The sequence below is a fragment of the Pseudomonas sp. B2021 genome (assembly GCF_018135665.1).
GTDB classification, from domain to species: Bacteria; Pseudomonadota; Gammaproteobacteria; order Pseudomonadales; family Pseudomonadaceae; genus Aquipseudomonas; species Aquipseudomonas lactis.
On the sequence record NZ_SMOF01000001.1, the window covers coordinates 412801 to 427754 of the forward strand.

13 protein-coding genes are annotated in these 14954 nt (G+C 58.5%); 9 read left to right on the forward strand and 4 right to left on the reverse strand.

Going from position 1 to position 14954, the window contains the following annotated elements; all coding sequences use genetic code 11:
* Positions 1-45: 45 nt before the first annotated feature.
* Positions 46-507, reverse strand: coding sequence for an HIT family protein (locus tag E1K68_RS01865; RefSeq protein WP_212614864.1), 462 nt, complete (start codon positions 505-507; stop codon positions 46-48).
* A 101-nt stretch (positions 508-608) separates the two neighbouring features.
* A complete protein-coding gene (locus tag E1K68_RS01870) occupies positions 609-1553 on the reverse strand; it encodes a LysR family transcriptional regulator (protein ID WP_212613716.1) in 945 nt (314 codons plus the stop codon).
* Positions 1554-1708: 155 nt separating this feature from the next.
* Here E1K68_RS01870 and E1K68_RS01875 point away from each other — a divergent pair, with 155 nt between their 5' ends.
* Positions 1709-4024 (forward strand): TonB-dependent receptor, encoded by a 2316-nt coding sequence (locus tag E1K68_RS01875; protein ID WP_057709526.1) that lies wholly within the window; start codon positions 1709-1711, stop codon positions 4022-4024.
* On the opposite strand, the gene E1K68_RS01880 is transcribed toward E1K68_RS01875, so the two are convergent.
* Together E1K68_RS01880 and E1K68_RS01885 are read right to left on the reverse strand one after the other, a co-directional pair.
* Positions 3995-5182 (reverse strand): CynX/NimT family MFS transporter, encoded by a 1188-nt coding sequence (locus E1K68_RS01880; protein ID WP_212613717.1) that lies wholly within the window; start codon positions 5180-5182, stop codon positions 3995-3997. The two genes, E1K68_RS01875 and E1K68_RS01880, sit on opposite strands and share 30 nt — an antisense overlap.
* Entirely contained in the window at positions 5169-5630 is a 462-nt protein-coding gene (locus E1K68_RS01885; protein ID WP_003187598.1) for a nucleoside deaminase, read from the reverse strand. Before E1K68_RS01885 ends, E1K68_RS01880 begins: the two co-directional genes overlap by 14 nt.
* A gap of 105 nt (positions 5631-5735) precedes the next feature.
* Here E1K68_RS01885 and E1K68_RS01890 point away from each other — a divergent pair, with 105 nt between their 5' ends.
* The 8 genes from E1K68_RS01890 to E1K68_RS01925 all read left to right on the forward strand — a co-directional run bounded on the left by E1K68_RS01890 (position 5736) and on the right by E1K68_RS01925 (position 14648).
* Positions 5736-6587: a LysR substrate-binding domain-containing protein gene (locus E1K68_RS01890; RefSeq protein ID WP_003187599.1), complete on the forward strand. Its 852-nt coding sequence runs from the start codon at positions 5736-5738 to the stop codon at positions 6585-6587.
* 235 nt (positions 6588-6822) lie between these two features.
* Entirely contained in the window at positions 6823-7635 is an 813-nt protein-coding gene (locus E1K68_RS01895) for an energy transducer TonB (protein ID WP_003187602.1), read from the forward strand.
* Between the two features lie 25 nt (positions 7636-7660).
* Positions 7661-8383, forward strand: coding sequence for a MotA/TolQ/ExbB proton channel family protein (locus E1K68_RS01900; protein ID WP_212614865.1), 723 nt, complete (start codon positions 7661-7663; stop codon positions 8381-8383).
* Between the two features lies 1 nt (position 8384).
* Positions 8385-8786: a biopolymer transporter ExbD gene (locus E1K68_RS01905; protein ID WP_003187607.1), complete on the forward strand. Its 402-nt coding sequence runs from the start codon at positions 8385-8387 to the stop codon at positions 8784-8786.
* Positions 8787-8981: 195 nt separating this feature from the next.
* On the forward strand, positions 8982-11918 hold the full coding sequence (locus tag E1K68_RS01910; protein WP_212613718.1) for a DUF6543 domain-containing protein: 2937 nt from the start codon (positions 8982-8984) through the stop codon (positions 11916-11918).
* Between the two features lie 284 nt (positions 11919-12202).
* Positions 12203-12784 carry an alpha/beta hydrolase gene (locus tag E1K68_RS01915; protein ID WP_034134614.1) on the forward strand — a complete coding sequence of 194 codons (582 nt, stop codon included), beginning with the start codon at positions 12203-12205 and terminating at the stop codon, positions 12782-12784.
* 48 nt (positions 12785-12832) lie between these two features.
* Positions 12833-13759 carry a sigma 54-interacting transcriptional regulator gene (locus E1K68_RS01920; RefSeq protein WP_056782590.1) on the forward strand — a complete coding sequence of 309 codons (927 nt, stop codon included), beginning with the start codon at positions 12833-12835 and terminating at the stop codon, positions 13757-13759.
* Positions 13760-13865: 106 nt separating this feature from the next.
* The gene (locus E1K68_RS01925) at positions 13866-14648 is read left to right on the forward strand and encodes a MetQ/NlpA family ABC transporter substrate-binding protein (RefSeq protein ID WP_003187613.1); all 783 of its coding nucleotides are present in this window, start codon (positions 13866-13868) and stop codon (positions 14646-14648) included.
* Positions 14649-14954: the final 306 nt, after the last annotated feature.

Sequence of the window (14954 nt, forward strand, 5' to 3'; positions counted from 1 at the left end):
AAGCCAGCTCCCACAGTTGAAATGCATTCCCCTGTGGGAGCAGGCTTACCCGGCGAAGGACCTGATGTGAGCGGCCAGTCCTGCCAGCGCTTTATCATCTGCCCTGGCCGCGTCATGGGAGGAGACATAGCCTTCATAACGCTCAAAATATTTGTCCTGGGTCGAACTGATTTTTTTGAAGGCGCTATCTTCCCCGGTCCCGTGCATCGGGAATAATTTGGCGTGCAGATGATCGACGCCATAACCCTCCAGAATCATGCCCGTTCTAGCCACACCTTTTAGCGCTTTGTCCAAAAGCTTCGCCGTCTTCTTGGCTGCGATGACCAAGTCACACAGCACGGTGTCCGGTTCGGCAAACGCATAGCTGCCGTGATGGGTTTTGGGGATAACCACACTGAACCCCGGCGTATTGGGAAATATGGAGAGAAAGGCCATGTGGGTCTGGTCTTCCCACAGGAGGTGGGAGAGTGCAGTACCGCGGGCAATGCTGCAAAAGATACAGTCCATCAAACGCGCTTCCTCGTGCGGGTCAAAAGGTTATAGACCCTCTTGTAGGTGATCTTTGTTATCTAATGATGACTTCACGCAGGTGACGGGCAGCCGCTTAGTCAGACCGCAATATTTTCCAACGCATAAGCATCCTCGTCCCTCTCATCTATCTCCTTGATCTGCTCAATCATCGCCTGCGCCAGCGGCGACAACCGATACCCTGCGCGGCTGACGATTCCGTAGCGGGTGTAGCGCTCCTCCAGGTTTTCGTCCAATCCCTCAATCTGCAAACACACCAGTTCGCCGCGCGCCATGTGCAGCACGTCGCTGTTGGCGCTGACGATGCCGATGGCGTCCGAGCGCAGTACCACGCCCATGAGGCTGTAGCCGTTTTCGCATTCCACATTGGGCTGGTAATCCGGCCGGCCGCTGAGGTCGACGATGACTTTGCGCAGGTTCGGCGGGCGGATGGTCACTGCCAGCGGGTAGCTCATCAGCTCGGCGGCGCTGACGCTGTTGTGCGCTGCCAAGGGGTGGCCGGCGCGGCAGCAGAAGTGCCAACGGCGCGGGCGCAGGCGGTGGGTGTGGTAGTCGGGGTTGGCTTCGAAGTGGCGGGTGTCGGCGACGAAGAATTCGAACTCTTCGCTGAGCAGGCGCTTGCCCAGGCTTTGCCAGTCGTCCACCTGGAACTGCACGCGGGCCTTGGGGTAGCGCCCGATAAAACTGCCGATGGCACGTGGGACTAACCCCGCTGCCGGCGCGGGGCCGCAACCGAAGCGCAGTTCACCGGCTTCCAGGCCATTGAACTGGCTGATTTCGTTGGCCAGTTGTTGTGCGCCACTGACCAGGCGGCGTGCATGTTCGAGCAGCACCTGGCCTTGCTTGGTGGGCGCCAGGTCTTTGCGGCCACGGTCCACCAGTTGGCAGCCGGCACTGTGTTCCAGGGCCTGGATGCTACGGCTGAACGCCGACTGCGACAGGTTCACCGCTGCGGCTGCCGCGACGAAACTGCGCTGTTCGGCGAGGGCGATGAAGTGGCGAAGCTGGCGCAAGTCGATATGCATTTTTCACATCAAAAATATCCGGGAAATGCATTGGCTATGCATTACGTCGACTCCTTATAAAGGCTATCTCTTATGCAGTAAATGTTCGTAAAAACATAAATAAATAACCTTTGGGAATATTAGGCGACGAGTATTCCGGGGTTCTGGAGCCGCTTATGAGTCTGTTCAAGTCCTTGCCCCTGGCTATGTTGGTGGCCGGCAGTACCAGTTGGTCGCCGGCCCAGGCCGCTGAAAACCCCGCGCCTGCTGGCAAGGGCGAAAGCGCCAGTGGCCAACTGGAAACCGTCACGGTGACTGCCCGGCGGCGGACCGAAAGTGCCCAGGCCGTGCCGACGCCCATGAGCGTGGTCGGCGGCCAGGCCCTGGAAACCCAGCGGGTGTATCGCATCCAGGATTTGCAGCAATTGGTGCCCAGCGTCAACGTCGCCTATATGCATGCGCGCCAGTCCAGCGTATCGATCCGCGGCCTGGGCAACAACCCGGCCAGCGATGGCCTGGAAGGCAGCGTGGGGCTGTATATCGACAACGTCTACCTGGGGCGCCCGGGCATGGCGGTGTTCGACCTGATGGACATCGAGCAGCTTGAGGTTTTGCGCGGTCCCCAGGGTACGTTGTTCGGCAAGAACACCACCGCTGGCGTGATCAATATCAGCACCCGCGCGCCGAGTTTTACCCCAGAGCGCAGCATCGAAACCTCCCTGGGCGAGGACGGTTATTTCCAGACCAAGGGCACGATTTCCGGACCCCTGACCGATGACCTGGCGGGGCGTTTCTCGGCCTATCGCACGCGCAGCGACGGCGATATCAAGAATGAACATGACGGCCATGATCTGAACGGCGGCTCCCGCCAGGGCTTTCGCGGGCAACTGCTGTACAAACCCAGCGAGGCCTTCAACCTGCGCTGGATCGGCGACTACAACGAAGAAGACTCCAGCGCCGGCACCCGCGTGCTGTACAGCACCGGGCCGACCATCAATGGCACCAACCTGTATCAATCCCGGGCCAACGCGGCAGGCGCCACCCTGGTGGACGGCACCCATCGCAAGGTCAACCTGGACAACGACCAGCACGTCACGGTGTTCCAGGGCGGTACGTCGCTGGAAGCCAACTGGACGCTGCCCAGCGACTTCACCCTGACCTCGGTGAGTTCGTACCGCTGGTGGAATTTCACCCCGCGCAACGATGACGGCCTCAATGTACCGGCGTCGTATAACGCCGGGGTTTCGGTGGAAGATAAGCAGTGGTCCCAGGAGTTTCGCCTGGCGTCGCCCAGCGGTGGTTTCTTCGATTACGTACTCGGCGCTTACTACTTCGGCTCCGACCTGGATAACAAATCCTTTGCCTACTACGGGCCCAAGGCCGATATCTGGAACGGCACGCCTGCCGGTGCGTTGAGCAATGTGAGCAGTGTGGGCAACGGGCATATCCGCACCGACAGCTTCGCGCTGTTCGCCCAAGGCACCTGGCACCTGACCGAGCGCCTGGATTTCACCGCCGGTGTGCGCGGCACCTATGAAGAAAAAAGCGCCTGGGTCACGCGCAATGCGCCAGTCGGTGGCGCGGCGGTCAGCGGGCCTGCCGCCACGGCGCGGCGTGGGCGTACCGGGGCCTATGATTCAGGCGACCTGTCGCAATACAGCGCCACGCCGTCGGGGCTGCTCAACCTCAGTTATCACTTCAACGAAAACCTGCTGGGCTACGCGACGCTGTCCCATGGCGAGAAATCCGGCGGTGTGAACCTGGCGGTGGGGTCTGCGCCAACAGCGGGTGCCGACTCGTTGCTGATCGGCACCGAGCGCGCCAACAACGCCGAGATGGGTTTCAAGAGCACGTTGTGGGACCGCCGCCTGCAGCTCAATGCCAACCTGTTCTGGACCCAGGTCAACGGCTACCAGACCAACGCCTACGACCAGGACAACCGCGTGCAGTACCTGACCAACGCCGGCTCGGTGCGCTCGCGGGGCGTGGAAGTGGAAAGCACCCTGGTGCCGATCAAGGGCCTGACCCTGAACATCAACGGCTCCTTCAATGACGTGACGTACCTGTCTTACAAGGATGCGCCATGCCCGCCGGAAACCAGCCTGCGTCCCGGTGCGCCGGCGTCCTGCGACTTGAGCGGCCATCAGGTAGTGGGCGCCTCCAAGTGGATCGCCAACGCCAACGGCGAGTACAAGTGGAACCTGGCGAACGGCTTCGAACCCTACGTCACCGCCAGCTACGCGTTCCGTTCCAAGGCGGTGGGCACGGTGGAAGATTCCGACTACGGGCAGATCCCGGCGTATGCGGTGGTCAACCTGTCTACCGGTTTGCGCGGCGACTATGACCAAGGGCAGTGGGATGTGTCGCTGTGGCTGAAAAACGCCTTCGACAAAACCTACTACACCACTCTGTGGACCGGCGGTAACGGCGGTTACGAGGGCTTGCTGGGCACGCCGCGCACCTTAGGCGTGACTGGGCGCTACGACTTCTAGGTCGGTGCGATAGGTGGCCGGGCTGAACACCCGCGTCACCAGCAGCATTGCCACTACCGTCACCGTCAGCACCACCCAGGCACTGACAAAGTTGCCGGTAAGCTCGCGCAGCCAGCCGGTCAGCCACGGCGAAATCGCATTGATCAAAAAGCCCAGGCCTTGCACGAACGCCGCCAGTTGCCCCGCTTGGCGAGGGTCGCGATGGTGGTCGAGGGTCAGCAGCAGGCTCAGGGCGAAACAGGCGCCCAGGCCGAAGCCGCACAAGGCCACCCACAGGTGAGGATATTCCTGCGGCGCAATGATCAGGCCCAGGTAGCCAATGGTTTGCGCCAACAGGCTGATGCTGAGCAATGGGCGACGGTCGATACCGCGTTGCGCCAGCACTGGCATCAGCAGGGCGGCCGTCACCTGAAAAATCGTCATGAACGCCAACAATGAACCGCTGGGCAGCACGCCCCAACCCAGTTGCTGATAGTAGGCGGGCAGCCACGCGACCATGCTCATGTAGCCGCAGTTCACCAGGCCGAAATACAGCGCCAGCAACCAGGCGCGGCGGTTGCGTAACCCTTTGAACGCAGGCGCCTGCTGTGGGTTTCGTGCCGCGCCCAGCGGCAGCCAGGCCCACAGCAGCAGTGCCCCCAGCGCCGGCAGGAGCCACACACCCAATCCCGCCTGCCATTGCTCGAAATACGTGGCCACTACCGGGCTGAACAACGCCGCCAGCCCACCGCCGGCCATCAGCGAAGCTGAGTACACCCCCATCGCCACCGGCACGCGGTGATGGAATTCGCGCTTGATCATCGCCGGCACCAACGCCTGGATCAGCGCCACGCCCGCGCCGCCGAGCAGCGCGGTCACCAGCAGTGCCGAAGCCTGGCCCATCAGCCAGCGCGCCAGGCACGCCAGCAGAATCATCAACAAGCCCAGGGCGATGCCGCGACGCTCGCCCAGGCGCGCCTCCACGCGCACGCCGACCAGTGCCACCAACCCCATGCAGATCACCGGCAGGCTGGTGAGCAGGGCGCTGCTCTGAAAGCTCAGGCCGGTGGCCTGGCGAATCTCGCCGAGCAGCGGGCTGATGGAACTGAGGATGGGGCGCAGGTTCAGGCCGAGCACCACCAGCAGGCCCCAGCCGGCGAGGGATTTATTCAGGCTCATGCAGGGTTTTCCACTGGTGATACAGCGCAGTCATTGCGGCGTCGGGAAGGTGCTGGATGGGCAGGCGTTGCGCGCCGATTGGCAGGCCGACCTGTTGGCCAATGGCTGCGGTCGACAGGCCGAACGGCTCGGCCATTTCGTTGCTGGCGGCAAACACTACGCGTTCTACACCGCACAGGTACATGGCGCTCAAGCACATCGGGCAAGGCTGTCCGCTGGCATAGATCACGCACCCTTCCAGGCGTGCGCCCAGTTGTCGGCTCGCTGCGCGGATCGCCAGCAGCTCGGCGTGGGCGGTGGGGTCCTGGGTCAGGTGGATCTCATTCACGGCTTCCACCAGCACCTCATTGTTGCGCGTCAGCACTGCGCCGAAGGGGCGGCCACCTTGGGCGACGTTGGCGCGGGCCAAGGCAATAGCGCGTTGCAGGTGTGGTTGATCGTTGGTCATACAAGGCCCCCGGATGCGATGAAAGGTGAAGTATGGTCAGCCAGCAAGGTATTCTGAAATTAAATATAAACATGCCAATCAGTGGCAAACACAATGGTGATGACGTTGTTCGATCCCGTGTTGTTGCGCAGCTTTGTCGCCGTGGTGGACTGCGGCAATTTCACCCGCGCCGCCGAGCGCCTGCACTTGACCCAGTCCACCGTCAGCCAACAGATCCGCCGCCTGGAAGACGCAGTGGCTTATCAGTTACTCGACCGCGACCAGCGCCGGGTAGTGGCCACCGCCGAGGGTGAGCGCCTGCTCGCGTATGCGCGCCGCATCCTCGCGCTGCACGAAGAAGCCGCCGATGTGCTGATCAACCAGCAAAGCGATGGCGTGTTGCGCCTCGGCGTGCCGGAGGACTTTGCCGCCGAGCGCCTGATGCCGCTGCTTTCGGCGTTTGTCGTGGCTTATCCACGGGTGCGACTGGAAGTCACCAGCGGGCTGGGCCCTGAATTGCAGCGCCAGTACCGGGGCGGTGAGTTCGACGTGTTGCTGGTCAAGCAAATGGGTGACAGCGACGACTGTGTGGCGTCGTGGCCGGAGCCCTTGTACTGGGTCGACAGCCTAAGCACCCCGGCCCTGGGCCGTGACCCGCTGCCGCTGGTGGCTTTCCCCGTGGGCGGCCTGTATCGCAACGACATGCTGCACCATCTTGAGCGTGCCGGTTGGCGTTGGCGCATCGGCTATTCCAGTGCCAGCCTGGCCAGCGTGTGTTCGGCGGTGGCGGCAGGCTTGGGCATCAGTTTATTGCCGGAACGGGTGTTGCAACCGGGCCATCGCATACTCGGCCCAGAGAGTGGCTTGCCACCTGTTCATGGCGTGCGATTGGCCCTGTATGGCCGCAGTGGTTTGGGCGCCGCGGGCCAGAGTTTGCTGGGTGAATTGCTGGCTTTGTGCAGTGGAAACCCGCACTGAGCCATACCTTTGCTGAATATTTTGTATGCCTTTAGGGCATTGAAAAACGACGGCTTGAAGCCAGGCCACGTACCCCGTGGCTTTGGCGTTAACGGCTGTTTTATATATGCAATTTTGTTCTATTTATAACTTTAAAGATTACTTTAAGAGATAAGTGTCTGGCCCCGATGATTCAGCCCTCGACGGGCCTTCACGTAGGCCCCGTCGGTTTTTCAAAACCGCAGGGAGTGAATCAATGGGCAATGTCCAGACCGCCGCCAGTGCACCCGAGGCGCAGTGGCGCCAGGCACCGAGTGGTGAGTTGGTCGACCTTGGCCGGCCGCATCGCGCGCCGTTGGGGCAATTGCGCCTGCAGAAGACCCCGAAGCGTTTTTCCAGCCGCCGCGAAGGGGTTTTGCTCGGGTTGCTGGTGTTGGCGCTGCACGGTGCAGTGATCTATTGGGTGAGCCAGAAACCCACGCCGGTGCTGCCGATTGTGCCGCCGGAAATTCCACCGATGACCATCGAATTTTCCCAGCCGGCGCCGCCGGTGGTTGAACCGCCACCGCCTGTACCGCCACCACCGCCACCGCCTGTGGTCGAGCCACCGCCGCCGGTGGTGGATGAGTTGGCGGCCAAGCCGGCGCCGCCCAAACCCATTGTGAAACCCAAGCCCAAGCCCGTGCCTAAACCTGAGCCCAAGCCGGCCCCCAAGGCCGTCGAGCAGCCACCTGCACCACCGACGCCAGCGCCACCTGCACCGCCCGCACCTGCGGCGCCAGAGCCGGTGACGCCTGCTTCGGCCAACGCCGCGTACCTGAAAAACCCGGCGCCGGAATACCCGTCACTGGCTCAGCGCCGCGGTTGGGAAGGCACGGTGTTGCTGCGCGTGCAGGTGCTGGCCAGCGGTAAACCGGGTGAGATCCAGGTGCAAAAAAGCAGCGGTCGCCAGCAGTTGGATGACGCGGCATTGGCAGCGGTGAAGCGCTGGAGTTTCGTGCCTGCCAAGCAGGGCGATGTGGCCCAGAACGGCTGGGTCAGCGTGCCCATCGATTTCAAGATTCATTAATTGTTCAGCGGCGCAGAGGGAAAACATCATGGCATTGGCATCTCCACTTGAATCCATCGAAAGCGCGGTGATCTGGCTGCTGGTGGCCTTTTCGGTCGCCACCTGGTGCCTGGCCTTGCTCAAGGGCGTGCAGTTCGGTCGCCTCAAAGCCCAGGATCGCAAGTTTCACAAACAGTTCTGGGCGGCATCGAGCCTCGACTCGGCCGCCGAACTCGCCGACACCCAGCCTGGCGCCGCCGCCCGTGTAGCCCAAGCTGGCTATGCCGCGATCCAGGTGGGCGATACCACCCACGCTGCGGATTTGAGCCAGGCGATCAATCACCAGGACCGCCTCGAACGCGCCCTGCGCCAGCAAATCGTGCGCGAGCGCCGCTCCCTGGAGACCGGCCTGGCCGTAGTTGCCAGTATCGGCAGCACCTCGCCGTTTATCGGCCTGTTTGGCACCGTGTGGGGCATCATGGAAGCGCTGAAGGGGATCAGCGCCGCCGGGTCCGCCAGCCTGGAAACCGTGGCTGGGCCGATTGGTGCGGCGCTGGTTGCGACCGGCGTGGGGATCGCCGTCGCGGTGCCTGCGGTGTTGGTCTACAACTATTTCCTGCGCCGCCTGAAGCTGACGGCGGCAGACCTGGATGACTTTGCCCACGACTTCTACAGCCTGGCGCAGAAGAACTCATTCCGCGTGCTGTTGCATCCGACACTGACCAAAGCCAGCGTCGCCAGCCCGCAAAAAGTGAAGGAGGCGTCCTGACATGGCCTTCTCCACGCAAGACAGTGATGAGGTGCTGAGCGAGATCAACGTCACGCCGCTGGTGGACGTGATGCTGGTGCTGCTGGTGGTGTTTATCGTCACCGCGCCGCTGTTGACCAACTCCATCCCGATCAACCTGCCCAAGACCCAGGCCGTAGCGCCGGTCGAGCAGAAAGACCCGCTGGTGGTGAGCATCGACGGCGCAGGCAAAGTGTTTATCAACAAGGACGCCATCCAGCCGGACCTGCTGGAGTTCAACCTGCAGGCGGCCAAGGCCAAGGACCCCGATGTACGGGTGCAACTGCAGGCCGATGACGGTGTGAATTATGGCGAAGTGGCGCGCGCCATGGCGTCGATCGAGCGCGCGGGGATTACCAAGTTGTCGGTGATCACCGCACGGTAGTTTCAAAAAATCTCGACAGTTTTTGGGCCGCTTTCCTTGGCAGGGTGCGGCCTTTTTTTATTTAAGGGTCAGGTATTTATGGATGTTGCACAGGAAAAGAATTTACATGTTTTTGAGTGTTTCCAAGCGTGCAATTCTGGACGACATGATTATGCTGGGCAGTGCATGGAGCAATTTAATTAATGGAGAAATTACATGCCTATACGGTTTCCTGTTCAGCTGGTAAACACGTTTGTAAATCCGCAGGTGTCAACTGATAAGCCTGTAGAAAATTCCCCGGTGGTGGTCTCTCCACCCTCCGGTTCACCACGTCTCAAACATCCTTCAGCCTGTAAGCCGCCAAGTTTGGTTGACTACCAGAGAAAATACGGTGCATCAAAAGGGGGGGAGTCTGCCGGCGTCTCCAGGGGGACGAACAACGGAAGTTCGACATTGAAGAAAAACGCTAATATAGAGTCTTATATTATTAAGAATTCTGGCGATTTTATAACCCCCGAAAAAGAAATTTCAACAATCTTGTCCGCAGCGATAAAGCAGCGCTGGGGATTGGATCTTGATCCCGATAAAACGTTTCTGGTTACATTTAAAGATAATGGGGAAGACGAAAAAGACGTCGTCGAAAAAATAACACTGACACAGGCGGCGCTGAAGAACAGGCAAGATGTAACGATTGAGGATAATGAGGGTTGGTTTCGAAAAATTGCCAAATATTTTTCTCCGGTAGTGTATGTTTACAATAAAATTGACGGCTGGGTCGAAGAGGCAAACAGTCGGCAAGGTATTTACCGGGAACCGAGTGCTCAGGGGGCTGCGCCTTATACTTCGGATACTCAGGTATCCATACCCGTTGATGATTTTAAAACATTAGTCTGGGATACAGACCGGACTAAACTGTATAAAAATACCCTTGATAGCTTTTGGGACAAGCACAGCGGCTCATATACATCATTGAGTAAAATCTCTTTTGTTAAAGCGATCAATCTACAACGCTTGGAAGGCTCGCTTAAGCCTGCCGAGGCAGCACTCGCCCAGCGTGCGTTGGGGCCTGTTGCGCAAAAGGAATGGTCCGAGCTGACCGCCCAGGATTTTACAATGCCTGCGGTCAAGGACCCGGATCTGGATGTCGGTCTGCTGAGCATCAATGGCTTTCAGTCCACCGACTTGATGTGTGTGACCGACCGCAAAACCCAGCTCACATTGCTTTACATCCCTGGCAATTCCTCGCCGATCCATCGCTTCGACAATCCGGAACAAATGAAAACGTGGCTGGCCGAGCAAGCCAGGGATCCTGTAAAGCGTGAATCACTGTTGACGCATTTCTCCCTCAAGGACCAGGCCAGAAGGTCGTTTTCAGACGGTGTGCGGCAAACCTTGGAAGGGATGGCCAATTGGTCCGAAGCGCAGGCGTCAGGGAACGCGTTTCTTTCGGGGCTCAATGGCTGGGTGCCGGATCGTTTTATCACCGTTGATCCATTAAGTGGCGATCCTTTTGAAGCGGTCAAGGTTCGGCAAAAAGAGCGTTCTTACTCGGATGCCGACAATGCCATTGTCAGCGATGGCGACTACACCAAGAACAAGATACTGCAGGGTGTGGAAGAGGCCACAAAGGTCGCAATGTTCATGACACCACTGGCGCTGGTCATGCCGGAAGTAGCCATAGGGCTGGATATTTTCTTCCTGGCTGCCGGGGTCACCCAGGCAGGCATCGGTATTGATGATGTCGTCAAAGGCAAAGCGACGGGGGCTGACCGTATCGTTTTTGGCGTATTGAACGCCGTGCCGCCATTAGCCACTCATGCGGGGGCGCCGCTTGCGAAGGTGCTGACAGAGCGGGTCTCCGGGGAGGGCATTGTTGCAGGGGGTGATATTGCAGCCCAGGCGCCCACTCAAGTCACCGAACAAGGGCGGCCAAACTTCAACCCGCCACGACGTGTCAATGGCCAGATAGGATACCCGATGAGCCCTGTTGCGCCTCCGAAGATCCTCGAGGAATTCACGATTCCGATGGACGATATCCATCAAATGTTCTCGCAAGACTACATGGTTTTTGTAGATCAGTACGGTACAAAAGTTACGTATGACGTAGAGGCACGCCTCTGGCGTGGGCTCAACGAGAACGGGCAAGTGAATGACATTTTTTATTGGCGTAAGGGGCAAGGAAAGTGGCTGAGTGGTACTAAAGCGGAGGCGACTGCCGGGAGTAAAAGTGCACCGGTTTCGACTATTAATAAAACACTGAAAGTACCGCCACTGCCGTCGCTGCCTTCCGCCGCTACAGAAGTGCCAAAAGTCATCCACTATTTTTGGGCAGGCAATGAGATGCCAGAGCATTTGCTCGAAAATATTATTGAGAACTCCAGGAAAAGCCCGGGGTATAAGTCTATCGTTCACGTGGATGCCAATAACGCTGGGGCCTTTCAGAAGATAAAATCCGCTCTGGATCACCGAGTGGGTGGGCTTGAAGTTCACGATTTGAAAGAAGAGGAGGCTTTTCGAGAACTCAATGCCGGCAAGTATGGGGAGATGTATCAGTATTTTCGCTCAGGACAAGGGCAGAATTTATCGGCCTCGTCTGACGTCATGCGCGTTGCGCTGATAAAAAAATACGGTGGTATTTATCTCGATACTGACGATGTTCTGACTAAGGGGGTAGGCGATGTCATGCTGAAAGCCACTCCAAATGATATTCTTATGAATTCGCCCGTTACTTACGCTGCCACGGACTTCAATGGGTTCAATACAAGTAATTTTGCGAGCCATCCCGACAATCCTTTGCTCGATACCCTTATGGAAGAATCTTATCAGCGATACAAGGCTAATGAATCCTGGTTGCAGGCAAATCGTCCGTTCCTGCCTGAGGAAGCGACAACCGCAGAGCAACAGGCTTATAAAGAGTATGAAACAAAGATTTTTGAAATAACCGGTCCGAGAATGTTTGGGGATGTGCTCGAACGAGAGAACTACGGTTTCTTTCCGATTGTCGATGAAATAAACGAGCTCTTGAATGCTCGTGTTCTCCTTCCCGAAAATTATGCAAAAAAATACACTGAGTTGAGAGATTATTATATGCCGATGAATCATAAGTTTGGGGTTTCTATCGGGGCGGAGCACTCCATGCAGCATTCTCGTTAATGCGGGTATAGGCTTGGCGGCATGAGCAATAAGTGAGCGCTGGACGCTTGAACGTGGCCACTGATTGCTCATCTGGAAAGTAATCCAGCTTCGCCAAAGAGAAGGGCATCGTCTCGCTCTGACACCTGGGTGTCGGGGCGAGCGATGGCGTTTCCTGAGGTGTGGGCGGGGAGATATGGCTAAATTCTATTTTGTTATTAATAAATTCTTTTTTATTCCTTATTCTGTTTGAAGGTCGTCCCTATACTGAGCTGCAACGCTAAACGTTGCAGGAGGGCACACCCATGCACAGCGAGTCGATTCGTTATCTGATCGTGCCGGGCTGGCAAGGATCGCCAGAAGATCATTGGCAAACCCATTGGCAGAACAGCTTGCCCAACAGCGCACGGGTGGAGCAGGCCGATTGGCTGACGCCGCGTCGCGAGGATTGGGTGGCGGCACTGGCCGAGGCCATCGCTGCTGACAGTACGCCGGTTATCCTGATCGCCCATAGCCTGGGCTGCATCACCGTGGCCCACTGGGCCGCCACCGCACCCGTGCAGTTCTTGCGACAGGTACGCGGTGCGTTGCTGGTGGCTCCGGCGGATGTCGAGCGCCCTGCGTGTGCCCCTGCTCTGCGCAATTTCGCCCCTATTCCAACTGACCTGCTGCCATTTCCCAGCCAGGTGGTCAGCTCCGATAACGACAGTGCCGTGAGCGCCCCCAGGGCTCTGGAACTGGCGCGTCAATGGGGCGCCGAAGCCGGCATCTTGTCGGGCGCCGGGCATATCAATGTGAAGTCCGGCCACCGGCGCTGGGAGCAAGGGTTTGCTTACCTCTATCGCCTGCAACATCGCCTCGAGCACCACGCTCGGCGCAGCGCCTAATATTTTTTACAACGCCCGTCCCTGAGTGGATTGGGGCGGGAGCCTGCCATGAGTCTGCATGAAACCTTTGGTCAGCCGCTGCTGACCTTTCCCGATGCTGAAAAAAGCCCGTTGAGCATCCGCGCCAAGGCGCTGGTGTTCGTCGACCCACGCTCACGCCAACTGCGTGAAGAGTTGGAAAGCCTTGCGCCGCGTGCCTTACCCGTACTGATTCGCGGAGAAACCGGCAGCGGTAAAGAATTGCTGGCGCGGCACATCCACCGTGGCAGTGACCGTACTGGCCTGTTTGTCTCGGTCAACTGTGGCGCCATCAGCCCCACCTATGCCGATGCCGAGTTGTTCGGCTATGCCGCCGGTAGCCACAGTGGTGCGGCGAGCAGCCGGGCGGGATGGTTCGGCTCGGCCAACGGCGGCACCTTGTACCTGGATGAGATTGGCGACTTGCCGCTGCCGATCCAGGTGAAGTTGCTCGCGGCCCTGGAAAACCACGAAGTCACCCGTGTCGGTGCCCATCAGCCGAGCCCGGTGGATGTGCGCCTGGTGGCCGCCACCAGCATCGACCTGGCCCAAGCCGTGGCCGTGGGCAAGTTCCACGAGCGTCTGTTTCATTACTTGAGCGAAGGCCGGCTGGACCTGCCAGCGCTACGCGAGCGGGTGGGGGATATCTTGTCCCTGGCCGAATATTTCCTCGGCATCTACAGCCAGCGCCTGGACCTCCCGGTGCCGCTGATCAGCGACGCCGCCCAGCAGGTGCTGGAGCAACACACCTGGCCGGGCAATACCCGTGAACTGGAAAACGTCATTCACTTTGCCTTGCTGGTGAGCAGTGGCGATGAAATCTTGCCCGAGCATTTGAACTTGCCGGTGGCGGGTTCGCCGCTGGAGCAAGTACGACGAATTTTTGCCAGCGCCAGCCCAGCCGAGAAGGAATCGGTGCGTAAATTCCTGTATGAGCAAAATGGAATATCAACGTGAATAAAAGATATTGTTCGGGAATAAAAAATCTAGGTATTGTCCTCACCACGCCGCGATAGCACTTCGCTGGCACCTCACATAAAAACGGTCGTTAGAAGGACATTGCATGAAAAAGGTTCTGTTGTTTACCGCTCTGGCGGCTGCCCTGACTGCCGGCTTCGCCCAGGCCAACGAAAAGCTGGTGGTGGCTGCTACGCCGATCCCGCACGCCGAAATCCTCGAGCTGATCAAGCCGACCCTGGCCAAGGAAGGTGTGGACCTGCAGATCAAAGTCTTTACCGATTATGTACAACCGAACGTGCAAGTCGCTGAGAAACGTCTGGACGCCAACTATTTCCAGACCCTGCCGTACCTGGAAAACTTCAACAAAGGTAAGGGCACCAACCTGATTACCGTGGTGGGTGTGCACGTTGAACCCTTCGGCGGCTACTCGAAAAAGATCAAGAAAATTGAAGATCTGAAAGACGGCGCCACCGTGGCTATCCCTAACGAAGGCTCCAACAGCGGCCGCGCCCTGTTGCTGCTGCAAAAGGCCGGTGTGATCACCCTCAAAGACCCGACCAACGCCTTGGCCACGCCGAAAGACATCGCCAGCAACCCCAAGAACCTGAAATTCAAAGAGCTGGAATCGGCCCTGCTGCCACGGGTACTGGACCAGGTTGACCTCGACCTGATCAACACCAACTACGCCCTGGAAGCTGGCCTGAACCCGGCCAAGGACGCGTTGATCATCGAAGACGCCAAGTCGCCGTACGTGAACTTCCTGGTGGCGCGCCCGGACAACAAGGACAGCGATGCTATCCAGAAGTTGGCCAAGGCCCTGACCAGCCCGGAAGTCAAAGCTTTCATCGAGAAGAAGTACAACGGCGCGGTGGTGCCAGCGTTCTGATGTAAGCCAAAACTCCTTCAAGGTTTCAACGCCGACGGCTACTACAGCGTCGGCGTTTTTTTATCTGAAATACATTCAAAACTGTGGGAGCTGGCTTGCCTGCGATAGCGGTGGGTCAGTGTCACATCTGTACCTGACGGACCGCTATCGCAGGCAAGCCAGCTCCCACAGAGGTAAGTTTTTTGGTGATATGGATATGCTATCTAGGTATTTAAACTTTGATTTTTATACCTTTAAAGTTCGCGCTAGCTGACGTTATCCACGTCGGCACGGACTGCGCTCGCGGCATTACCCATGCGGCGATAT